Genomic DNA, 23,571 nt, shown 5'->3' on the forward strand with positions numbered 1-23,571 from the left:
CAGCGGGTTTACTATCCTTTCACCATCAACAAAGCGCCAACTGTAGGCATCGAACGAACCGAACTCTTCCTGAACCTTAAGAAATGCTCTGGCGTTCGAAACGGCGGCCCCAACTTTTAGACGATTTCTAATGATACCCGCGTCCTTAAGCAGACGTTCGATATGAATTGGTGTGAATCGCGCGACCTTTTCGGCGTTGAAACCAGCGAACGCCTTGCGATATCCTTCGCGCCTTTTAAGTATAGTGAGCCAGCTAAGCCCCGCCTGTGCCCCTTCAAGCACTAAAAACTCGAATAGCTTCTTATCGTCATGGACGGGGACTCCCCATTCCTTATCGTGATACTTGATATAAACAGGGTCTTTTTCGCACCACTGGCAACGCACAAGTTGTTTCATAGAATATGAGCTTCAATATCCCATCGCGCCAAAATTCCAAGTTTAAAATTGTGTGTACAGCAGGATCATGGCACTGCGTGCCATGGCTCGTAAGGTGGCATGCCGCCCACCATCGCTTGCGCTCTGGTGCCGGCCGGCCTTTGGCTCCGCCCGGTAAACCAAATTAGAACCTGTTTTATAAATCAAAGCAACATTAACAATTTATAAAATACACTTTACAAATTGTAAAGCATGGTGTAACCTAGCCATATTCTTATGAAAAACAGAATACTTGTAAGTACCATTTCAGCCCGATTATCGGAAAAAGAACCCCTTATACAGGTGATCGTTGGCCCCAGGCAGGTAGGTAAAACAACGGCTCTTAAGGCAGCGATCGGAGAAAAGGCAATTTACGAGAGTGCGGACAATCCAACTCCAACACAGAGCAGTGCGATCGAGGAGTGGTGGAATCGGGCGCTAGAGAGCGAAGCCAAGATACTTGCCATAGACGAGGTCCAAAAGATATCAGCTTGGACAGAAGTTTTAAAAAAACTATGGGATAAAAAACCAGGGGCGCTTAAGGTCATAGTGACAGGGTCCTCGGCGTTATTAATTGAAAAAGGACTTAGGGAATCCTTAGCTGGAAGATTTGAACTGATACGGGCCGAGCACTGGAACTATCAAGAATCAAAAAAAGTCTTTGATCTGTCGTTAAGCGAATTCATAGAATTTGGCTGTTATCCTGGTTCCCTTCCAATACTAAGGAACGATATCAATCGCTGGGGCCAATACGTCATGGATTCGATTATTGAACCGGCGATCGGAAGAGACCTGCTGCAGTTATATCCTGTGGATCAACCAGCTCTGCTAAGACAGGTGTTTGGTGCGGCCATTTCACTTCCAGCCCAGGTCGTCAGCCTTCAAAAAGTTCAGGGACAACTGCATGGAAAGGGAACTCTTCCAACGATCCAACATTATCTAAGATTACTATCGGATGCTTTTTTAGTAAGTGGGGTAGAAAAATATTCTAAATCTTTACTACGGATGAGAAAGAGCTCACCAAAGCTGATAATTCACGATAATGGGCTCATTCGGTGTTTTGAAAAACCCATAAACAAAAGGATCTCACCGGAAAAACTGGGACATTATTTTGAAAATTGTATCGGCGCGCGCTTTATCGAGGCTGGATGGAGCACTTATTATTGGAAAGATAGGGACGCCGAAGTTGATTTTATTGTTATTGGCCCAAATAATGAAAAATGGGCGGTGGAGGTAAAAAGTTCCAAGGTCAGTGAAAAAGAACTGAAAAGCCTTTTTAAGTTCTGTGAACTGCACGACGATTTTGAACCAGTCTTAGTTTCGCTGGTTGGACAGAGAGTCGATGGAATAAAATCATTGGCTGCTGAAGACGTATTATCCTTTAGCAGAAAATATTAGTCAAGCGTTAGTCAAGCTATTAGTAAAGTGGCTGCCCTATCAACAAAAAAGCCCTCTGATATCGGGGGTTTTTAATATTTGCTCCGCTTCAGCCGAAGGCCGAGCCCCTCCAAAGTCTGGCAGGCGCATCTGGCGGAGGATAGACCAAGTTAGAACCTGTTTTATGGGCCATGTGGCCTGATTTACCCCACCCCGCGGCTCACCAAATGTATTGTTTTGTAATCGCAAATTATGATACAAGGCGCTTTGGCCGCTAAACCTAAAATATAAGCACCGTCTCTTAACCTCTCTTGTCAAACATTCCCCAATCCTTTTTTGGGCTATACACTTGGCTCAAGTGACTTCATGAAAACATAATGATTTCAATGTGGCCACATAAAAAAATCTTAATCAACCTGAGCCAAGTGTATAGGCCTATCCCTTTTTTTGACTAAATGACGAAATTACTTTTACAGGAGTCAATAATCGTCGGTTTTCAGGTGGCCGGTGACAGCCAAGCGCATAAGCACATAAATAAGTACGAAATTCCGGAAAAATGAATGTATCATTGTTCGGATTAACGAACAACTGTTTGCAACTTTCGTTAATATCATACGATTTTCTTTCTTGGCATGATTTTTGCTGAGTGAAACGGCATGAAGAAGGCTATGGTTGCTATTATCGTGTTCCAGATGGTTCTTCCATATCGTCTATTTGCAGGAGGGATTACAGCAGTCATTGTCCCGGTCAAAGACGGAGTTTCCGACGATTCAACAGAAGAGATCGCCAACCTTTTTATGGAGGCGCTCTCAAAAAATGACATAGAGGTCATCTCGAAGGAAAAATCCGAGGCGGTGCTTAGTTATTACGACACAGCAGACAGCATTTCCGTTTCGGATCTATCTTCAGAAGCCGTAAAACTGATTTCGAAGGCAAAGGAACATTATTATAATTTTGATAGCGATTCCGCTTATGCAGAGGTCTCTCGCGCAATAGAGCTACTCAAAGGTGAGTCGGGTCGGACGCTCAGGGACGCCTACGTTACGGCCGCTATTATAGACAGGGCCAATGCTGAAGGATACCTGAGGTCGGCCCTTAAGATAGATCCTTTTTATGCAATAGATAGAAAAACGTTTCCGCCATCAACGGTCGATGCGTTTGATAGGGCAAGGTCCGAGATGGAGCGCCTTCCCACGGGCGAGATCCGTATCGATACGGACCCTAAAGTTTGCGAAGTTTATATCAACGGGGTCATCCGTGGAGTTACCCCATTGGTGGTCTCAGAGCTCCCCGAGGGTGAGTATAAGATCTTAATTAAAACCAATAAATATAGGCCGGTTGAGCGAATCGCTGCCGTCAGATCCGACGAAACGATAAAGATAAAGGAAAAACTGTACTGGGCGTCCGAAATAAAGAAGGAGGCGCCGATCAAGAACCTTCTTACGTCCCAAGACGTCGCTCGCTCGGAAATAACCGAAGGAGTGAGAGTTGCCGAGATTCTTAAGGTTTCAAAGACGATCCTCATAGATGTTGACGAAGAAGCAGGTGGAAACGGAGAGGTTGCGATCAGGATGGTAGATAGAAAATATAAGGCGGGTCACAATCCTATCGTTATCAGTTATGACCAGTCAAAGGACAATCTGTCACAAAACTTAAATTTAGCCGCCGAGAGCCTTATCTCGCAGACAAAGGTAAATATCTTGAGCGATCCCCAAAAATATCTCGACCCAGATGGCGTGGGTGAGCCGGTGCTCTTGGGAAAACGCAAAAAGGAGCTCACAAAATCACCGGCATTCTGGGCGGTTCTGGGCGGCGTAGTTGCTGCAGGAGCCGGCGGCGCCGCCGCGGCGGTCATGCTTGGCGGAGGAGGGGGAGATAGCGAAGGGGCAGGAAGCGTTAACGTGCAGTTTAAATGAGTCGCTTAAAGGGGTTTATTATGAGTAGCGTTATTTTATTATTTGCAATTTTAATGATCGCTTCATGCGGCGGCAATTCCGGCAGTTCCAATAGCTCAACATATAGTTCAAATAATACAGGGACGATCAAGGCGATCGTTACGGGTTCCAAATCATTTAATCCCAATATCTCTCACGGCAAGATCGTTAAGTATAAGATAACGATAACTGGTGAAGGCATAGAAGCGCCTGTTGTGGCCGAGATTGACGGAACCGCCGATTCTGGAACCGTTGAGGGCGTGCCTTCGGGTGATGAAAGGACCGTCAGGGTCGAGGCGATAAATCCGAACGAGCTTTCCATAAGAGACGGCGAAGTAAGCGGCGTTCACGTTTCGTCGGGTGAAACCGAAGATGTAGAAATAACCCTAGAGTCGGTTCCGGTCTTCGCCAATATTAAGAGCGGGGCGTCTATCCCGAACACTCGTTTTATTGTGAGGGTCTTTTCGGATCCTAAGGATCCGGTGATGGTAGAGGACGAGTTTGGCGGATCCATAGCGGCCATGACGGATGTTAGCACCTCCGGTATTGAAATATCTCCGAACGTTGTAACTGGTATCGCGTCAATCTCACCCGCGCTCCTTTCTGTGGGAGAACACAGTCTCACCGCAAAAAATTATCGAACCAACCGCTCTTCTAATGTCATCGTGAGGATAATCGACGGTACAAAGCAAAAAGGCGCGCCGTTCTTCAGTGTGAAGGAGAATTTATGAACAAGAACGCCATTGCGGTCGTGATGTCGGCACTTTTAATATCGTGCGGAGGCTCAAACGGCGATGATGAGCTCGCGGACGAGCCCGCCCCGACCGGAGATGAATCCGCGTATTCTGAATCGATACCGACGGCCACACCGGATGCGGATAACGATTCTGTGTCGGATGAGAACGATAATTGCGTCAACACGGCCAACACGGACCAACTTGATACCGACGCCGACGGGAATGGCGATGCCTGTGAGAACGACGATGATGACGACGGCCTCGATGATACAAAAGAACAGGAATTTGGAACAGATCCTAAAAATAAAGATACTGACTTCGATGGAATGATCGACGGTTTGGAGATCAAGAACGGAACCGATCCCCTAAGGCAGGATACCGATTCGGACGATTATAGCGATAGTAAAGATGTGTTTCCGCTTGACGCCAAAGAATGGAGAGATTCCGATAATGATGGCGTTGGCGACAATAGCGATAATTGTAAAAGCGTTTCAAATCCCGGTCAGGAAAATACCGACAAGACCTACTCTATGGAGGGTGTCAAGGCCCCGGACGGGGATCTTGTGACAGCCGACAATCTTGGGGACGCCTGCGACGACGACATCGACGGCGACGGTCTGCACATAACCTATCTTGATGCGGGTAACGGAAACGATTCGAGCTCCGGCACGTTTGTGGAACCGGTGACCGGCGTTAAGCGCGCCATCGAGCTGGCAAAGGTCCGAGGAGATGACGTCTATGCAGTAGCGGGTTTCTATGATGTCTCAGGAGCAGAATTTACCGACGGAGTCGATCTATACGGAGGGTTTTCGGCCGAATTTACACAAAGAAGCGTTCTTGACGATCTGCCGCAATTTAAAACGACGCTTGGTAGAAGCGACCTTCCGGCAACGCTTTATTTTAAAGATCTAGAAGGACAGGTTAAGATCGACGGTTTCTTTGTGGTAAATAATGGCGACGATGACAGTGTTGCCGGGATCATACCTGATACGGACGATCTTGGATGCGACACGGCGGCCGCCTATATTGAAAATAGTAAAATAGAGCTCACGAATAATGTCATTGAAGGTAATAATAAAAGCCCAAGGTCCTGCGGAGTGATCCTTGGAAAGAATGCCGAAGTCAAGCTCAACGCCAATAAGATAAGCGGGGGCGGTTCAAATAAGGCGACGCTTTCAATAGGCGTTGCGATTGTTGAGGCCCTTGCCAAGATCTACAATAATATCATCGTTGCCGGCAACGGTGAACATGCAACGGGGATAAAACTGACTTATTCGAACGCAACTATCATCAACAACACCATCGATTCGTCATCGTATGCCAAAAGCCCGAAGGTCTCTTCCGGCATCTCATTTAACGGCGGATCGCCGAAGATAATTAATAATCTGGTCTATACCTCTCTCTCAAAGGACCAGGCGGTTCTTTGGTGCCTCGGGAACGACATGTCCGGAGCTGAGCTGAAGAACAATCTTTTCACCACATTCCCCCAAACGGGGACGAACGCGGCGCTTATAGACTGTGACGGGGAGTTCACGCTCACATCGGAATATATCGGCGGCGCCGGTCTTTTCGTTCCGGGAACGATCGTTGGCGAGAACCTTTCCTATGAAGGCGGCTTGGATGGGCTTGTGGGGCCATCCTATTTCCCGATAAGCAACGCTCTCGTGGATTCAGGCCTTAATGTTGAAAACGAAACCGATCTATATGGGGATCCAAGGCCGAACGGATCCGCAACGGATGTGGGGGCCATAGAGAAATGAGAAAGCTGTCATTCATAGCGGCGGCGGTAGCTCTTGCAGGATGTGCGAAGAGCGGCATTAATGTCCCGTCTTCATATATGGGGGAGAGTAAGAGAGAGGCGGCGGCTCCCCCTGTGACCCGAGTCTATTTTCCGTTCGCAAGCGACGTCATCCTTCCAGCCGTCGAAAAAGAGCTGGACCAGAACGTGTCATGGCTAAAAAGGAACAATGGGATCTATATTATCTTAGAAGGCCACTGCGACGAGGTCGGTCCTAAAGAATACAATATGGAGCTTGGCGACAGGCGTGCGCGCACGGTCAAGGCGTATCTAATGGAGATGGGTGTTGATCCGGAGCGGGTCATCATGCTCGTGAGTTACGGCTCCGAAAGACCCTTGAACCCGGGACATAAGGTCGAAGACCTTCGCGAAAATAGAAGGGCCGAATTCGTCACTAGATAAAATTGGAGGATCTTATGAAATATGCGTTCCTTGTTTTGTTCTCCCTTGCGGCGCTTTTTATTTCTCCCATTTCCGGGGCAGAAGAGACAAGGCAGATACCTCTTCTTCTTAATTATCAGAGCGCCCTTTTCGATGAGGGTGGAAATCTGATCCAGGATGGCAGTACCGACTTCAGTTTCAGGATCATAGATCATGAAGGCAACATTCTCTATGAAGAGAACCAGCAACTGGATGTCGCAGATGGGAGGGTGAGCGCAATGATTGGAAATGGGCTTAGTGGCGGCGGGGCGGCAACGGGAGGGGTCCCTTCCGATATATTCGACCCGAATGGCCGACGGTTCCTGCAGGTAGAGATACCCGGCCAAAAGCCGTACGATAAGCTCGAGATAGTCTCCGTTCCGTATTCCCTCTGGTCCGAAAAAGCCCTTGGGCTGACGGAAGGCTCTCTAAAAGGAGAGATGATAGGGGGCGGGGTGATACTAAAAAGCCATCTTAGCGACGAACTCATTTCTTACATTGAGGATAACGGCACCCTTGGAAATTTTGTTAATAGCGTTCAGGGTTCGACGGGCGCTTCCAAGGTAGGGGTAGGCTCGACGTTTATTTACTCAGGCTCAAGCACGGTTCAGGGAGTGCTGAAGGACCTCGATGTTGCGATAAAAAAACGGCAGGAAGAGGTCGATTGGACAAAGGGCGATTACACGGCAAAGATCACGGGCGAGGCCACGGCGAGACAGGGCGCTGATACGACGCTTCAGGCCGGTCTAAACAGCGAATCTCTGGCGCGGTCTGCGGCAGACACGACGCTTCAATCGAGCATAACGGCAGAGACAGGCGAAAGATCGGGCGCAGACGCAGTGCTTCAGGCCAGCATAGATGAGCACGGTTCCGCAACTTCAACGCACGGAGCATCCGGCAATATCGTCGGAACCGATAATAATCAGTATCTTTATAACAAGATATTGGTCGCGCCAAAGATCATAAGCGGAGCCAATGGCAATCCTGACGTCGGCGCCCAATTCGATATCTCGGTTGATGAAGGAATGGTCGTGGACGGTAATTTGGTAGTGACAGGTTATATACAATCGAAATCTGTAAAGGCGTTGTCTACACCTTCTTTTAGCGCGCCATCAGGGAGTACAGCGGAGAGATACATCTATCCCATTACGCTGATCGAAGACGACGACGGCGAGAGAGATACGGACCTCTTTACGATAGCTGATCTCGGTTCCAAAAAAATATGGCTTGAATGGTTCATCAATGGTGTCGATGGAGATGAATACATTGAAATGATGGGAACCGCCGCCCTGCCAAGTGACGGCGATGTTGTGAGAAGTCCGATGAAGTGGGACGCTGGAAAGGCAAAGCTTAATGTGAGCGGAAACACTGTCAGGCTCCGATATGATGTGACCGGCGATAACAGAACTTTCGATATCGGCGGTTTTTTTAAGATCACAAGGGCTTTAGAATAAAGCTCGCAATGGTTTCTTAAAAGAGAAACTAAGAAAGGGGAAAGATATGAAAAAGAGGATGATAGCAGGCGTGGTGGCGATGCTGTTCTGCACGGCGCTTGTTGCCGCATGCGGTAGCGCTACTTCCGATGTAACAGGAGGAGGCGTCGATAGTCCCGCCGACACCGGCACCGAAGGCGTTGCCGATGCTGATATTGTTCAAACAGTGCAGGCGCCCGTTCCGGGATCAGTTAAGGATTTTTTCGATGGCATTTGCTCAGATTATCGGCCGGTGCCTATCAAAAAAGATGAAGATTTGGCCGGTCAGACAGCCGCCTACGACGAGATCGTGGCCGAAGAGGATTGGGGGGGAGAGATAGCGGAAGGAACAAAATTGTATGTCGGTAATATCAACGGCGCCGTATTTGTTTACGGTACGAACGATACAGATAAAGCGTCTTGGGGTGTGAGAAAATGGGCGCTTGCCGAGACCGGTGAAGATTCAAAAAAAGGCCTGGGCAATATCCAGATATCCGCAGGGACAAAGGCCGATGAGGCCCGGGTCGTAGCGAATCATCCCGACAGCAGTTATCCAGGCGTCAGATATCAGACCTGCGTTGTTGTTAATACCCCGAGCTCTTGGGCGCAGTCACTTAAGAACGTCGCCGGTGATGTCTTTGTTTTCGATGTCATGGGTACAGTGAAGGTGTCGAATGGAAACGGCAATATTAATGTTGGAGACGCCGGGGGGAATTCGGTAGAGATAGAGAACCAAAGCGGTAATATTGTTGTTAGTGCGCGCCCTTCCTCCGCCGTTAGCGTTCTGAACGGTTCCGGCAACATCACCTATCATCTGCTTGAAAGCACACATCTCAAGAACGACAGCTCGCTTGACACAAAAAACGGGACGATAAAGCTTGTCTTTAACGCAGGGACCGGCGCCAAATTGGATGCCCTGGTTGATGCCGGCACGATAAGCGCGCCCGATCTCCCGGCTCCGGAGGCGGTGGACGCCAACGGACAGCGTCTGGTCGCGGATGTGAACGGCGGCGGCGCAAAACTGACGGCTCATTCCGAGACCGGAACGATCACGGTTGAGTTGTTGAAGCCGCAGACTGATGCTGGCGAAACGGAATAAAGACCATGCGCCTTCCGCACAAGTTCGGCAAATATATCCTAGAGCTAAAGATAGCTCAGGGAGGGATGGCGGAGATCTACAAAGCAAAGTATGTGGGCGAGGGAGGATTCGAAAAAACGGTTGCCGTTAAACGGATCCTTCCCGTCTGGTCGGACAGCAAAGATTTTATAACGATGCTTTGCGATGAGGCCAAGGCGTTGGTACAGCTTCAGCATCAAAATATCGTTCAGGTGTATGAGCTGGGCAGAGATAAAGACGTATTCTACATATCTATGGAATATGTGGATGGCGTGGATGTTAGAAGGCTGTTCAAAGCGGTTCAAGATAGTTCAAAGGTTACCGAATGGCCGCTCAAACTCACCTGTTTTATCGTTTCAGAGGTATTGAAGGCCCTCGATTTTTCGCATAATAAAAATTCAGGGATAGTTCACCGTGATATCAGCCCTCAGAACATCCTTGTTTCATTCAGCGGAGAGGTAAAGGTCGCCGATTTTGGCATTGCCAAGGGCTTTCACAGATCATTTGAAACCACCGCGCAACAGGTGAAAGGAAAATATGCCTACATGTCCCCCGAACAGGCAGGAGGAAAAGCGGTTGATGCGCGTACCGATATTTATTCTGTAGGCGTTATATTTTATGAGCTTCTGACCGGCCAAAGGCTTTATGACGCGCCCAACGACCTCATGACGATCGAAGAGGTAAAACGATCGTCACTGCCAAACGGTTGGGGCAGAGAGATGGACACCGAACTTAGAGAAATTATTATAAAGTCGCTAAAAAAAGATGTTTCGGAAAGATATCAGACGGCCAGAGAATTTTTAGATGACATAAATAGATATATTGTGTCTCACGGTCTTGTCACCAATAGCATCGAGCTCTCCGGCGTGCTTCGCGGGTATTTTAAAGAGAATATTAAGCAGGCGCCATCTTTAGCAGACGACAAAAGAAATGAGACCAAGGCCTTGAGCGTTGTCTCAAGAACCCCTCCCGAAAAGAAGGCGCTTGGCCTAAGATATGTGTATTCTATCTTGTTCATCATCCTTTCGGGACTCTTTTTTAGTTTCAGCCCCCATTCAATTCGTTACACACCAGAACCGGTCCGAACGACCCCTACGATAGAGGAGAAGAAGGCGATCCCGTCTTCCATGCCAGCGACCCTAAGCGTTCAGGCGCGACCGTGGGGATATGTTTACATCCCGGGGCTCGTTGAGAGGAGAGAGACGCCCGTTCGTTCGGTAAAGGTGAGGCCGGGCGATTATACGCTCAAGGTAAATTTTGAACCAGAGAACAAGTGGGTGGAGAAGAAGATAATATTGTCTGGCGGCGAAAAGACGGCGTGTATGGCGGACTTTACCAAAGGCACAACGCTTACCTGCATATCTAAATGAATTATTTAAGCCATGGGCCCCAGTCGGGGAGCTGACCGCCGCCCTTGGACATCTTCACCTGGTTTGCACCGTCGGCCCGCATCATGTATATGCCGGCGCCTTCTTTTCTGGTAGAGCTGAAGACTATATAGCGGCCGTCGGGCGACCATCTTGGATGTTCGTTAGAACCGGAATCTATCGTTAGGCGCTGAATGTTACTGCCGTCGCTGTTCATCACGAATATGTCGAACGTTCCCGAGTCCTGTCCGCAGAACGTTATCTTTGTGCCGTCCGGGGAGATGTCCGGCGAATCATTATGAACACCTACAAAGGTCAACCTTGTGCCTAGTCCCCCTTCCGGAGTTGTTCTGAAGACGTGGAGTCTTCCGGGAAGGGTCGATGAATACACCATTGTCCCGCCGTCCTTAGAAAATCGCGGAGCAAGATTTATTCCGGAGTTGCTCGTTAGCTGTCTTTCCTTTCCGCCCCTTATGCTCTTTGTAAAGAGTTCAGTAGAATATCCGAGCGATGACGCGTAGTAGATCAAATTATTGGTGAGAAAGGCCGGCGTTATGTTCGTGTTCTTGTTGTTGGTCAACTGTCGCATGTTTCCGTTGCCAAGGTTCACGAAGAATATCTCGGGGTTCCCCTTTTTGTAAGAGGCAAAGGTCAGCATGCTACCGTCGGGCGACCATGAGGGACCTAAGTTTATAGATGAATCGGGCGTAACCCTGAAATTGTTCTCGCCGTCCACATCCATCACATAAATAGGTTTGTTACCCCTTCCGCTCATGGCGGTGTAGGCGATCTTTGTGTTGAATATCCCGCGTTTGCCCGTAAGCGCCTCCATTATATCGTCGGAAAATCTGTGAGCAACGGAACGCAGGTTCTTTTCGTTGGATGTATATTGTTTTCCCACAAGAAGCTGGGCCGAGTAGGGGTCGAAGAGTTTCAACTGAACGGTATATTCCCCCCCCTTCCTCTTGATGGAGCCTTTCACAAGGCCGCCCGCCTCAAGAGCCGTCCATTTTGCAAAGTTTATAGTGTCTGATGTGAGAGCTTCGCTCGCGTCAAGAAAAGCGGAATCGGGGATAACCTGAAAATATCCAGAAATGGTCAGGTCGTTCTTTATTATATCGGGGACCTTTTCTGTAAGCTTTGAACCGCGCATTCCATCCAGCCCTACAAGTTCGGTAACTGCGATCGGGAAAAGTTTGTCCGAAGGCTGGTCGACGGGGATATAGATGCGGGCCCATGCAGAAGAAGCAAGAAGCAGGAGGCAAGAAGCAAGAAGTAGTGTCTTTTTCATGATCAATGTTTCCTTATGGTTTTAATCTCGGATCGAATTCCACCAAAAATCCCTCATTGTATGCCTCCCATTTGAGCCTTTCGATAGGTTCGTCAAAAGGGGAGGCCCTTTGTATCGCGCGCACGCAGGAGGAGTCGAATGATGCGTCACCGGACCTACGTTCCCACTGGGTGGATATTACCTCGCCACCCTCATTTATCATGACTATCACCCGCGACTTCGGTCTTGTCCCCTCCGGCATCTCGCCGTACTTCATGGGGACTATCCACTCCTGAATTATCTTCGAGCGTATCATTGCCTGATACTTTACATATTCCGGGTCGTCAATAGGAACCCTTAAAGGCTCGTCGCTCGTCCCGTATTTGAACCCCTCACCGCCATCCTTTAATTGGGCGGCCTCGGGTTGTATCACGCGCTTTTTCAAAAGTTTGTCTATCTTTGCAAGGGCGGCGCTCTCTTTTGACTTTTTCTTAACCGGCCTTTTCTCTTTCTTTTTTTTCTTCTTGTCCTTATCCTTTTCCGGTTCCTTCATCGTCTTTTTGTCTATTTCAGCCTTCGGGTTCAAGAGATCTTTTTGTTCCTGAATGGTGCTTTTAGGAAGGGCCTCGGACTTTTTCATGCCGGTCCCTATATCTTCGGAGGTCCCGCGCGGAAGCTCAACCCATACCATTTGCAGGGGCTTATCAGAAAAAGTCCGCTTTATCGAAGGGACAACGCACAGGATTATTATCAGGACCAGATGCCCTATTGCGGAGTAGAATATCGGGCGGGATATGTTTGGGACGTCCTGACGCGTGTACACATTTAACCCTTCAGTTTGGCTTTACATTCTCGGGCTGAGTTACCATTCCTATTCGCAGGATGCCAGCGCTCTTTGCCAGCGTCATGACCTTAACAACGTCGCCGTACATGATATCGGTATCGGCCCTGATGAAAAGGTCCTTTTTTTCTTTCGACTTGTAGACATCGCCAAGCTTCTTTTCAAGAAAGCCTATGGTCACCGGCGCGGGGTCGTCCCCCACGAAAATGTCGCCGTTCTTTCTCATGGTGAGTATTATGTCGGCCTTTTCCCTTGAAATAGAGGGCGCGGATGCCTGCGGCAGGTTGACATCTAGCCCCTGTTGCATAAGAGGCGCCGTTATCATGAATATGATAAGAAGCACGAGCAATATATCGCAGAAAGGAATTACGTTGATCTCGGCCAGAGGTTTGTTCCGGCCGTTACCGTTGTGGTTGTTTGTCATAATAATTATCTGAAATATTCCTTTTGTATCCTGTTCATAAGATCGCTTGAGAACTGGTTGATGTCGCGGGTGAGAAGCCTTATCTTATTGACGAAAAAGTTGTAAAAAATAACCGCCGGGATTGCCGCGGCAAGGCCTATTGCAGTTGCGATCAAGGCTTCCGCAATGTGCGGGCCGATGACCGCTATAGAAGAAGAACCGCCGCTACCGAGCTTCCAGAACGCGTTAAGTATCCCCCACACCGTTCCGAAGAGGCCGATAAACGGCGCCGCGCTTGCCGTTGTTGCAAGGAACGGAACGTAATATTCGAGCTGCTCAACTTCCTCGTCTGTCGTTCTTGAAACGTCTCTTTGAATGTACTCCAGGTTCTTGGCGTTGTCGGGATCGCGAAGTGACGTTATGCCGGTCTTAAAAATGCTGAATACGGGGCTTTTCCTGAAGGAGCCTTTTGAGACGAGCGCTTCTATAGACTTTGCCTGCCAGAAAGAATAGAGAAACTGCTGTGTCCTCTTCTTGAACATCTTCAGCTGGCGCTGTTTCATTACGATAATAGCCCATGAAATGACCGAAAAGATCACTAAAATGAGCAGGGCACACTTAACTACGATGTCGGCCTGCCAGAAAAGGGCCAGAACGTGGTTGTTGGAGCCTATATCCGTTGTTTCGACCGTCGGTAGCGCGTCGGCGGCATAGGCAATTGCTGAAAAGAGTATCATGATCGTTATTCCTCCGTTATTTTGTACAGCGGGTCCGGATAATCTAATAAAAAGGCTCGCATGTCAAGCCCCTCAAGGTCCCATTTAATTTTGCTTTGACTTGGGACCGGTTTTAAGGGTACTCACGCCCCGTAACGTTCATGCACAGATCAATAGGCATATTCGATTCCGGGGTGGGGGGACTCACCGTTTTTTCTGCGGTGAGGAAGGCGCTTCCCCATGAATCTCTTATCTATTTAGGCGATACGGCACGCGTTCCATACGGGACAAAGTCGGCCGAAACGGTCATAAAATATTCGATACAAAACACCCATTTTCTTGCGCAAAGGGGCATCAAGGCGCTCGTTGTCGCCTGCAATACATCTTCTGCGTACAGCCTTCCGTTCCTCAGGAAGGAGGTCGATGTCCCCGTGATAGGCGTTATCGACCCGGGCGCAAGGGCGGCCCTTAGCGCCAGCAAGTCAAAGCGTATAGGCGTCATCGGCACACCGGCAACTATCAACAGCAATGCATATGCGCGGTCATTAAAAGAGCTCGATCCCGATGTTCTCGTGGTGAGTCAGGCGTGTCCGCTCTTTGTGCCACTCGTGGAAGAGGGCTGGCTCGATGGTGATGTGACCGAATCGGTCGCAAGGACCTACTTAGATTCCTTCAAGAAGGAAAAGACAGACACCCTGATCCTTGGGTGCACCCACTATCCGTTTCTTAAAGGGGTCATTCAAAAGGTGGTAGGAGACGAGGTTACGTTGATCGATTCTGCCGAGGCGGCGGCCGAGGCCCTAAGGGTCGAGCTTGAGAAAGAAGGACTTCTTGTAGCGCCTAACGCAGAGGCGGAATATCATCTGTATGTGACCGACCTTCCCGCACGCTTTGAATCCGTTGCCATGAACTTTTTGGGAAGAAATATACCGGCGGTAAGAAGGATCGAACTATAATGTTGCGGGAGATCCTTCGGCCCGAGGGCCTCAGGATGACCTTTTGCGAGGTCTCACAAAAGGTCTCACAAAAGGTCAGTTGCCAATATGAGAATAAGGTGTTATAAGAACTTTCGTATGACGCGAAAATTATTGTATTTTATCGTTGCCTTGGGGCTTTTGGTTTCGCAAAGGGCTTTTGCCTTATCTGAGAGCGGTTTCAAAAATCTTCACATCTTTTCCAAAATATTGAGCCAGGTCGAAAAGAACTACGTTGAAAATGTGAACGACACGGAACTTGTCCAGAACTCCATTCGCGGAATGCTTTCGGGTCTCGATCCACACACGGTTTACATGCCTCCGCAATCGTACAAGGAGCTTCGCACCGATACCGCAGGTAAGTTCGGCGGAGTTGGCGTTGAGGTCTGGGTAAGGGGAGGAATGCTCACGGTCGTGGCTCCTATAGAAGGCTCGCCGGCGGATAGGGCGGGACTTAAGAGCGGTGATAAGATAATCAGGATCGACGGTAAATCTACAAGGGACCTCGATCTTTCCCAGTCGATACTTCAGATGCGCGGTAATGTCGGTTCAAAGATGACGATGACTATCCAGCGCGACGACCCCAAAAAGACATTCGATGTAACGATGACGCGTGAGGTGATAAAGGTTCCCAGTATCCGTTCCGAAGTTCTCGATAAGGAATACGGATATGTGAAGATCAGAAGTTTTCAGGAACGAACGGCAAAGGACCTGAAGAAGGAGCTGGATAAATTAAGAAAGAAGAACGCTCTTAAGGGCCTTATCATAGATATGCGCGATAACCCCGGCGGTCTTTTAGATCAGGCGGTAGAGGTGGTAGATATATTCATCAACAAGGGGGTTATCGTCACAACGGAGAGTCGCGGAAAAGAGATAGACAGAAGGGAGGCTCACGGTGTCGCCACCGAGGATATTTCTTATCCCATAATAATACTTGTCAACGGCGGTACCGCATCGGCATCAGAGATTGTGGCCGGAGCCATGCAGGACCATCAGCGCGCGGTTGCGCTGGGGACGCAAACGTTCGGCAAGGGGAGCGTGCAAACGGTGATAGAGATGGATGACGGAAGCGCACTCAAGCTTACCATCGCGCTCTATTTCACGCCAAAGGGCCGCTCTATCCAGGCCCAAGGCATCATGCCCGATATAATCGTAGAGGATCAGCCCCCCGAGATTGCAAAAGATGAAAAGAGGGGGATACGTGAACGCGACCTTCCCGGTCACCTAGAGGTTCCGCCGGAACGTATTGATACGAGAGAAGGCGCCAAGCTCGTTACCAAGACCGGCAAATTAGACTATCAAAAGAAGGTGGCGCTCGATTATCTCAAGAGCTGGGAAATATTCAAGGCAGGCACCGCCCCCCTCTCAAGGCCATTACCAAAATGATAAGGGTGAGTAACTCTGACGGGTAATATTTCACCCACCAGCATCAATTTTCAACTTTTCCCGTTAGATGATATTTTCATAACCATTTAATTTATAAAACTCTTTTCAGATCACCGATTACCGATCACCGATTACTGAACATGGCATGTCAATTGCATAATCACTCCTTGGGGGAACGGTTATGAAAAATATACGACTATTAATGGTGGTGGTTTTAGTGGCCTTTGGCGCCTCTCTGACGCTGTCGAGCACCTCTTTTTCAGGAGAGGGCAAGGGCTCGACCGTTCAGGCGGCTTCCGCTGTTCAGACGGCCGCCTGGGCTAAGGCAAAAAAAGGATTCTTCGAAAGCATAGCTGAATCTATAAAGGCGTTCATCGACAGTATCGCCAGCGTTCCATCCAAAATCAAAATGGCGATGAAGGGAATAGGGGCCGAAGATCAGCAGGAGATGCAAAAGATAAGTAACGTCGAAAATATAACCGCAAGCCTGGATGAAAGCGAGTTTCCTCAATCGCAAGGCCAAAAACCCGACCTTGCAGATAAACCAAAGGCGGAGTTTGGGGACGCTGAGAAGGACAATGCCGCGGCGAAGGCCCAAACTACAGAAGGTCAAGAAATGGACCCGGATGGTCTCTTGCAGCCCCAACCGATCAAAGATGGAACCGCCAACAAAGATTACTTCCGCCTTAATGATGTTACAAGGTCCGAAGATTTTTCTCAAACGACCGTTGTATCTCGGGACGCTCCAGACGATATCGGAACTCAACCGGTTAAACGGGTTGTAGCCGGACATTCATTCCCCGCCGTTTCGCAGCCAGAAGGAGATGCGGTTGTGGTTGCGGCGCCCAGGGAGGGGGCTGCCAGTTTTCAGGGCCAAAGAGATGCGGCAGACAATGAGCCTCTGTCTCCGGTGTTTCGGTCGCAGTCGAGTATAAGACCTGATGCCGCCGGCCAGACGTTATCAGCCGGTGCTCTAAGAGGGAGAACGGTCACGGAAGAAACATCGACGCTAGCGATACGGACGCGCGCGCAGGTGATAGCGACTCCGGGTTCGGTCCCTGCCAGGATCTTGGCTCCGGCCACAACCGGCGAAGAGCCGGGTCTTTGTGACGACGGTTTTGCGGCGAACGATTCGTTTCAGATAAGCTCCTCCGAAGGTCTCGATAATTTCATATCGGTTACCGGCAAATATCTCCTTGTAAAGAATCTAGACGGCGGGCTTAATGCCGCATCTATTTGTAGCGGGCACGTTACACGCTGTCCCGCCTCATTGGATCCCTGCGTCAGCGGTTTGCGGAACATTGTGAACGCCGCCGATGCCTGTAAAATATGTGTGGCCTCGCGAGTTGATAGAGAGGACGATCTTCCTCAGACGCTCCCGTCGGTCGGTGAGAAGATGATATTCGCTTTCAAAGACACGGTCTATGTTACAAAGGAGAGCGAAAAGATCTTAGGTGATATTTTTGTGGATGACGCCGGTAACGGAAGGGTGGATTTTTCAAGCATAGCCTACAAAATGACGCCCGGAGGAGTCAATATTTGTGGTGATTGCACGAGCGAATATTTCCTCACAAAGAGGGTCATCAACGATAGGGATGTAAGCGAATTGGATGTAACGTTCCTTTTAAAGTACGATGACAGGTCTGTTCATCCGTATCTTAGCGGTCTTATGGTTGAAGGAGACAACCCTTTTACCTACATCATAGCTCTTGCCGTTCACCGTCCGAACCAGCGGCAAAGCGTTTTTGATACCACAGCGTCCGTGCAGCTTTCTGATTACGTCCGTCCGGCCGCTCCTTCAAGATAAATGGCCAATGCAGGGTTTTTGAAGGAAAATCAGCCGGTTTTTCTTGCGTTAAAAACCGCTTATTGCTAAGAGACACACAACTTTAAAGGTGAGCGAGAATCTGGCTTTGCCAGTTCGAGATCGAGGGGTTTGGGGGAAAACGGCGAGGTTTTGGGAGCTGGTCGCCCCCCCATCGTAATAGGAGGATTTGATCCAATGAACAAACGTGTCGGGATACTCACTGGCGGCGGCGATTGTCCGGGGCTTAATGCCGTGATAAGAGCCGTGGTTTGGCGCGCGACCCAGTTCGGAGACAGGGTCATAGGACTTAAGAACGGATGGGCAGGCCTTCTTAACGCCGACACGATGCCTCTCGACAGAAAGATGGTTGGCGGCATCCTTTACCGCGGTGGCACGATACTTGGAACATCAAGGACAAATATCTTCAAGGAAGAATCAATAGCCGAGACGGCCATTAAAAATTTCAAAAAAATAGGCCTCGATGCCTTGGTAGCAGTAGGCGGAGAGGACACCTTGGGCGCAGCCTATAAGTTGGCCCAGCGGGGCATTAATGTTGTGGGCGTTCCAAAGACGATAGACAACGATCTTCCCGGGACGGATTTTACCTTTGGCTTCGACACGGCCATTTCAATAGCAACGGAGGCCATCGACAGACTTCACACGACCGCAGAATCTCACAACCGCGTCCTCGTGGTAGAGGTGATGGGGAGGCATGCGGGCTGGATAGCGACATATTCAGGACTTGCGGGCGGCGCCGATATCATTCTGGTGCCTGAACATCCGTTCAGGGTAGAAGATGTTTGCGAGGCGATAAGGCGCAGGCACGATGCCGGCAAGTTCTTCTCTATCGTCTGTATCGCCGAAGGCGCGCAGATGGTCACAAGGAAGGGTAAAGAGTCGGTACTTTCTTCAAAGGGGAAGGATGCGTTCGGGCATGTCCGCCTCGGCGGAATAGGTGCGGTGCTGGCGGAGAGGATAGAAGAGATCACCGGCTATGAAACGCGCGTTACGGTGCTTGGACATATACAGCGCGGCGGTACGCCAACGGCCCACGACCGCGTTCTTGCAACACGCTACGGAGTTGAGGCAATGGATTGTGTGCACGAACAAGACTTTGGTGTGATGGTGGCGCTACAAGGCTCGAAGATCGTTCGTATCCCTCTCAAGACCGTTGCCAAGAAGATAAAGACGATAGACAAAGATTTATACGATCTTACCAAGGTCTTTCAATATTGACCGAGTTAACCGATAAGATTTTTTATCTTTTCCAGCAATTCTTCCGGATCGGCAGAGAGATAGAACTGGCTATTGCAAAGGCCGCGCCAATCGCAATTTTCAGCGTGCCTGCTCTTGCGGAGTTTATTTAATGGACGGCGGGCTGATGTAGGCAGGAATGCGGGGAGAGACACAAAACAAGAGTTTGAAGTCGCGCTCCGGGTATTTCCTCGCGCACCCACGAAACGTGAGTACCCGCGGTCGGTCGGAACAGCGGCTCCTTCGGAACCGAGTTCTCGTCCAGAGAACCTAAAAAGTCGAAAGGCCAGCTGTTTACACAGCCGGCCTTTCGACTTTGTGGGCCTCGAGGGACTCGAACCCCCAGCCAACCGGTTATGAGCCGGTAGCTCTACCATTGAGCTAGAGGCCCTATTTAAGATGGGGGGAACGACCGGCTCGAAGACTCGCCGTTTCCCCCCAAGCCACTCGGCTCACCGCTGGCAAAGCCGGGCGGTTCGCCGCTTAACTATAATTTCAAACATTTATATTCAAAATTCTGCCCGCCAAAGCTCTAGTGGCGGGCGCTTCCTTAGAGGAAACCCATATATTATATGATGTCCTGTAGTCAACGTAAAATTAAACCGTTTAAAAAGTTTAAAAAGATTGACAAATCCAAACCTTCAAGTAAATTAACGCCTCAACAAATCGGGAGGAAAAATGGATAGAAAGAAAAAAGAAGATCTGTGCAAATGCGGTTGCGACCCCAAAGTAACGACCAAAAAGGACAAAAAGAACCAGAAATGGGTGAAGCCGGAGCTTACAGACGTGTCCGGACGTGTAATGGCACAGCCTTATATCAGATTTACCTAGATCTTAAACGCGGTGTGATGGATATCGTAACGTTTCAAGGGGGCGACGTTTATGACGATGCCCCTTTGTTTTATTTTAAAGCCCGCCTTCGCCATTAAAATGGCTACGGCGAGGCAAGGAGAAATCTATGGAATTCAAAAAGAACGTTCAGGTGCGGAAAGAAAAGTTTGGAACGGTCATCTTTGAGACATTAAAAGAGAAGGTCTTTGTTACCAACGAAACCGGTGCTGAAATTATCGAGCGCCTCAAAGAGAAGAAGACGCCGGATGTCATTGTTAACGAATTGGCGTCGCTTTACGGAGCATCTAAAGAAGCCATCGCTAATGATGTCAACTGTTTTATCGAAAACATGATCGATCAGGAGGTGTTAGCAAGATAAGTGTTCTAGTGCGTGGTTCGGAGAGCTCCGACTAATCACTAATCACTGTTCACTAATCACTGTAGTAAACATGGAACCCACAAAGAACTTTAACACAACGCCCGGCATGGCCGGAGAGAATTTTGACGATTTCAAGGCGCCGCTGTTTCTTGCGTGGCAGATAAATTCCGTCTGCAACCTTGGATGCCTCCACTGTTGCGAAGAGGCCGGCCACCACATTCCGGGAGAGATGACAAGGGATCAAATTTTCACTTTCCTGCATCAGGTCCGCGAGATGGGGATCCCTTACGTTGCCATATCCGGCGGCGAGCCGCTTCTGCATCCCAACTTCTTCGAAGTGGCAGAGTTCATCCGCGAAGCCGGAATGAGCCTAAAGGTCGAGACCAACGGAGAGTTCATCGACGACAAGGTCGTTGATCGTTTTGCCGCGCTCGATTTTAGGTCGGTCCAAATAAGCCTCGATGGCGCGACCGCCGCCACCCATGAGGTCCTGCGTTTAAAGGGTGACTGGAAAAAATCTTATACCGCCGTAAAAAAACTGGTGGAAAAGGGCGTGACAACGGAGATAGTATTCGTGCCGACAAGTTTTAATATCCATGAAGTGGGCGAGGCGATAGACATGGCCCATGACCTTGGCTGCTACGGATTTTATACAGGCAAGATAATGCGCATCGGGCGTGCCGCGCTTAACTGGGATAAGTTGAATCCTACCGAAGAACAATACAAGGCCTTCTTTAAGACCCTCGACGAAAAAACAAAACAATACGAGAACAAGATGAAGGTCTATTACTATCCGTACGATGTCATCGAAGAGCTCAAATATAGATTGGAAAAGCCATCGGCGAGCCTCTTGGTCGTTCCTAACGGCAATACTAAATTAATAGGGCCGCTTCCCTTTATCTGCGGCAATGTTAAGGAACAATCGCTTGCGGAAGTTTGGGAACGTTACAAAAAGGCGTGGCGCGAACCCAAGGTCATCGAATTCACAAAGAGGGTCATAAAGGATCCCAACCTCCTCGCCCAATCAAATAAATGGCAAAACGTATTTTAAGGTTCGTCCGTTACCGTTTTCTGCTATTTGCAGGCCTTCTGCCATATTGCCTTGGCGCCGTCATTTCGAGGCATAGCGTTCAAGCGTTCGACCTTAAACTCTTTCTTATAGGCCTTGTCGGCATATTTTTTACGCTCGTCGGAGTAGAGGCCTTCAACGAGTATTTCGACTGGGTGCTGGGGACCGACAGGGTCTTTCAGTTGAACCCAAAGCCTGTCACAAAAAAAAAGTTCTATATAGGTGTTGGGGCCTTCTTTATAGCCCTTTTGTTCGCGGTATATCTTACATGGCAGGTTGGGGCCGGCATTGCCATTTTTGCCTTGGTCGGTTTTATTGCGGCGGCCGGTTATCTTGGTCCGCCACTACGGTTCACGTACCGAGGACTTGGCGAGATCGTCATCGCCATTTCGTATGGCCCCGCCATGGTGCTTGGTAGCTACTACCTGCAGACCGGCCGGATAGATCTGCTTCCGGTCGTTGCATCAGCGTTACCGGCCATCTTTTTATTCTTAATAGCGATAATGAACGAGGTGCCCGATTTTCTGCAGGATAGCCTTGTCGGCAAGAGGAATATATGCGTAAGGAGCGGCAGGGAAGGGACGGTAACCATATACGGCTTGATGTCGGTCGTTCTCTACATAACTTTGACGCTGATGGTAATTATTGATCTGTTGCCAAAGATCTCCCTTCTTATCTTGCTAACCATCCCTTTTATGTGGCGCAACTATTACACCGCCAGAACTATGCTGGAGGAGCCTCCGAATCTGTTCGGTGCTATACGCGGGACCCTGATAGTTTACATCGTTTCCATGGGCGTTCTTATTGTCTCTTACTTGCAAAATTAAAATAAATGCGGGGTTGACAATTTTATCCAGCCAGCATATATCCCCCGCCAATTGTGACAGCCGATCTGAAAGGTCAATTAGCGTTACTCAAGACACTGCAGGACGTCGATGTCGTCCTCCACGATATAAACCGCCAGTTGGAAGCAATACCCCTTAAAATAGACGAAGTCGCCTCCGTTTTTCGTGCCGCCCAGGAAGAAATAATCAAAAAAGAGGCCTTAAAAGCCGAGATCGAGAAAAAGAAGAGAGTTGAGGAGCTTGAGATAGAGGCCCAGAATGCCCGCACCAAAGAACGCGAGTCAAAGCTCCATGCTATTAAAACTAATAAGGAATATCAGGCCGCCATCAAAGAGATAGCCGACGCCAAGCAGACCACAAAGGATCGTGAAGAGGCCATTTTTACTATGATGGAGTCGATAGAGAAGATTTCTGAAGAAATCACGCAACTTTCTTTGGGAATAGCCGATAAAGAGAATGTCTTTAGGAAAAAGGAGACTGGGCTCAAGCAGGAAGAGGAGCTCTTAAAGCTCGAACGTGACGAAAAGCTGGCTTTGAGGGCCGAGGCCGAGAAGGGCGTGGATAAGAAGGTCCTTAGCGAATACCGCTTAATTCAGCATCGTTTTAGCGATGGGATGGCGCTGGCAATAAACGGTGTCTGCGGCGGGTGCAATAAAAGGATACCCCCTCAGGTCTTTATCGAGCTAATGAAGTGGAAAGAGCTCATCAGTTGCCCAAACTGCCGCAGGCTCCTTTTCTTTGAAGAAGCGCCCACGCAAGAAGAAGCTTAAGAAATAATTTGTCTTGCATTTTTGGCGTGGTATAATCGCGTACAATTATGATCAACATTAAAACAATGCCAAAGGATGCGGCCGCCGAGATCTTGCGTTATCTCGCCGAACATGAAGACCTTCATTCGCTCGAAAAGGTTACGGGTGAAGAACTGACCTCGGTAGAGGTGAAGGCCCTCTTGAGGGAGATAGCCGACCAGCTTACAATTGAAGCCGCCGCCGAGACAAAAGGGGCCTTCAACGTCAGGGGAGACAAGACCCTTTCAAAGAACGCCAAGAACGTCATTTCATGCCTTTCGCCAAGGGAAGAGAAGCGCTTCCTTTCGGCATTCGGGCTTATCGACCCCTCGACTTGCCGGCCCGACGACCGGCGCGCTCGGGACAGGTAAG

General features: G+C 49.2%; 22 protein-coding genes and 1 tRNA gene. 17 read left to right on the top strand and 6 right to left on the bottom strand.

The features are described from left to right. On the bottom strand, positions 1-396 hold a 396-nt coding region (locus COV46_04205), incomplete at its 3' end, for a DNA-3-methyladenine glycosylase I (GenBank protein PIR17371.1). Positions 397-651: 255 nt separating this feature from the next. Between COV46_04205 and COV46_04210 the strand changes: the two genes are divergently transcribed. The 8 genes from COV46_04210 to COV46_04245 all read left to right on the top strand — a co-directional run bounded on the left by COV46_04210 (position 652) and on the right by COV46_04245 (position 10,639). Then, the gene (locus COV46_04210) at positions 652-1,812 is read left to right on the top strand and encodes an ATPase (GenBank protein PIR17372.1); all 1,161 of its coding nucleotides are present in this window, start codon (positions 652-654) and stop codon (positions 1,810-1,812) included. A 635-nt stretch (positions 1,813-2,447) separates the two neighbouring features. After that, positions 2,448-3,707 carry a hypothetical protein gene (locus tag COV46_04215; GenBank protein PIR17373.1) on the top strand — a complete coding sequence of 420 codons (1,260 nt, stop codon included), beginning with the start codon at positions 2,448-2,450 and terminating at the stop codon, positions 3,705-3,707. Between the two features lie 53 nt (positions 3,708-3,760). After that, the gene (locus COV46_04220; GenBank protein ID PIR17374.1) at positions 3,761-4,456 is read left to right on the top strand and encodes a hypothetical protein; all 696 of its coding nucleotides are present in this window, start codon (positions 3,761-3,763) and stop codon (positions 4,454-4,456) included. Then, on the top strand, positions 4,453-6,222 hold the full coding sequence (locus COV46_04225) for a hypothetical protein (GenBank protein ID PIR17375.1): 1,770 nt from the start codon (positions 4,453-4,455) through the stop codon (positions 6,220-6,222). The genes COV46_04220 and COV46_04225 overlap by 4 nt, the downstream gene beginning before the upstream one ends. After that, complete coding sequence (locus COV46_04230) at positions 6,219-6,662, top strand: peptidoglycan-associated lipoprotein (protein PIR17376.1); 444 nt, start codon at positions 6,219-6,221, stop codon at positions 6,660-6,662. Before COV46_04225 ends, COV46_04230 begins: the two co-directional genes overlap by 4 nt. Before the next feature lie 14 nt (positions 6,663-6,676). Beyond that, the gene (locus COV46_04235) at positions 6,677-8,134 is read left to right on the top strand and encodes a hypothetical protein (protein PIR17377.1); all 1,458 of its coding nucleotides are present in this window, start codon (positions 6,677-6,679) and stop codon (positions 8,132-8,134) included. Positions 8,135-8,180: 46 nt separating this feature from the next. Beyond that, on the top strand, positions 8,181-9,251 hold the full coding sequence (locus COV46_04240) for a hypothetical protein (GenBank protein PIR17378.1): 1,071 nt from the start codon (positions 8,181-8,183) through the stop codon (positions 9,249-9,251). Between the two features lie 5 nt (positions 9,252-9,256). Continuing rightward, a complete protein-coding gene (locus tag COV46_04245; GenBank protein PIR17379.1) occupies positions 9,257-10,639 on the top strand; it encodes a hypothetical protein in 1,383 nt (460 codons plus the stop codon). 1 nt (position 10,640) lies between these two features. Here COV46_04245 and tolB read toward each other — a convergent pair whose 3' ends face one another. The 4 genes from tolB to COV46_04265 form a co-directional block, all read right to left on the bottom strand. Then, positions 10,641-11,933 (bottom strand): Tol-Pal system beta propeller repeat protein TolB, encoded by a 1,293-nt coding sequence (gene tolB / locus COV46_04250; GenBank protein PIR17380.1) that lies wholly within the window; start codon positions 11,931-11,933, stop codon positions 10,641-10,643. Positions 11,934-11,940: 7 nt separating this feature from the next. Then, positions 11,941-12,597: a hypothetical protein gene (locus tag COV46_04255; protein PIR17381.1), complete on the bottom strand. Its 657-nt coding sequence runs from the start codon at positions 12,595-12,597 to the stop codon at positions 11,941-11,943. 142 nt (positions 12,598-12,739) lie between these two features. After that, a complete protein-coding gene (locus COV46_04260) occupies positions 12,740-13,171 on the bottom strand; it encodes a protein TolR (protein ID PIR17382.1) in 432 nt (143 codons plus the stop codon). A 5-nt stretch (positions 13,172-13,176) separates the two neighbouring features. Further along, entirely contained in the window at positions 13,177-13,887 is a 711-nt protein-coding gene (locus COV46_04265; protein ID PIR17383.1) for a Tol-Pal system subunit TolQ, read from the bottom strand. Between the two features lie 140 nt (positions 13,888-14,027). On the opposite strand from COV46_04265, the gene COV46_04270 reads away from it, so the two are divergent. The 4 genes from COV46_04270 (at position 14,028) to COV46_04285 (ending at position 19,269) form a co-directional block, all read left to right on the top strand. After that, a complete protein-coding gene (locus tag COV46_04270) occupies positions 14,028-14,822 on the top strand; it encodes a glutamate racemase (protein ID PIR17384.1) in 795 nt (264 codons plus the stop codon). An 87-nt stretch (positions 14,823-14,909) separates the two neighbouring features. Next, complete coding sequence (locus tag COV46_04275) at positions 14,910-16,226, top strand: peptidase S41 (protein PIR17385.1); 1,317 nt, start codon at positions 14,910-14,912, stop codon at positions 16,224-16,226. A 202-nt stretch (positions 16,227-16,428) separates the two neighbouring features. Beyond that, positions 16,429-18,033: a hypothetical protein gene (locus COV46_04280; GenBank protein ID PIR17386.1), complete on the top strand. Its 1,605-nt coding sequence runs from the start codon at positions 16,429-16,431 to the stop codon at positions 18,031-18,033. Between the two features lie 195 nt (positions 18,034-18,228). Continuing rightward, entirely contained in the window at positions 18,229-19,269 is a 1,041-nt protein-coding gene (locus COV46_04285; protein ID PIR17387.1) for a 6-phosphofructokinase, read from the top strand. Positions 19,270-19,603: 334 nt separating this feature from the next. Here the strand turns inward: COV46_04285 and COV46_04290 are convergent. Continuing rightward, positions 19,604-19,678, bottom strand: a tRNA-Met gene (locus COV46_04290). A gap of 567 nt (positions 19,679-20,245) precedes the next feature. On the opposite strand from COV46_04290, the gene COV46_04295 reads away from it, so the two are divergent. From COV46_04295 to COV46_04315, 5 genes are all read left to right on the top strand, one after another. Then, entirely contained in the window at positions 20,246-20,497 is a 252-nt protein-coding gene (locus COV46_04295; protein PIR17388.1) for a hypothetical protein, read from the top strand. Between the two features lie 70 nt (positions 20,498-20,567). After that, on the top strand, positions 20,568-21,548 hold the full coding sequence (locus COV46_04300) for a hypothetical protein (protein ID PIR17389.1): 981 nt from the start codon (positions 20,568-20,570) through the stop codon (positions 21,546-21,548). Beyond that, a complete protein-coding gene (locus tag COV46_04305; protein PIR17390.1) occupies positions 21,530-22,393 on the top strand; it encodes a hypothetical protein in 864 nt (287 codons plus the stop codon). Before COV46_04300 ends, COV46_04305 begins: the two co-directional genes overlap by 19 nt. A 53-nt stretch (positions 22,394-22,446) precedes the next feature. After that, complete coding sequence (locus COV46_04310) at positions 22,447-23,181, top strand: hypothetical protein (protein ID PIR17391.1); 735 nt, start codon at positions 22,447-22,449, stop codon at positions 23,179-23,181. 47 nt (positions 23,182-23,228) lie between these two features. After that, the gene (locus COV46_04315; protein ID PIR17392.1) at positions 23,229-23,570 is read left to right on the top strand and encodes a hypothetical protein; all 342 of its coding nucleotides are present in this window, start codon (positions 23,229-23,231) and stop codon (positions 23,568-23,570) included. The last annotated feature ends 1 nt before the right edge of the window (position 23,571 follow it).

It is taken from the genome of Deltaproteobacteria bacterium CG11_big_fil_rev_8_21_14_0_20_49_13, from assembly GCA_002796305.1.
Classification (GTDB): domain Bacteria; phylum UBA10199; class UBA10199.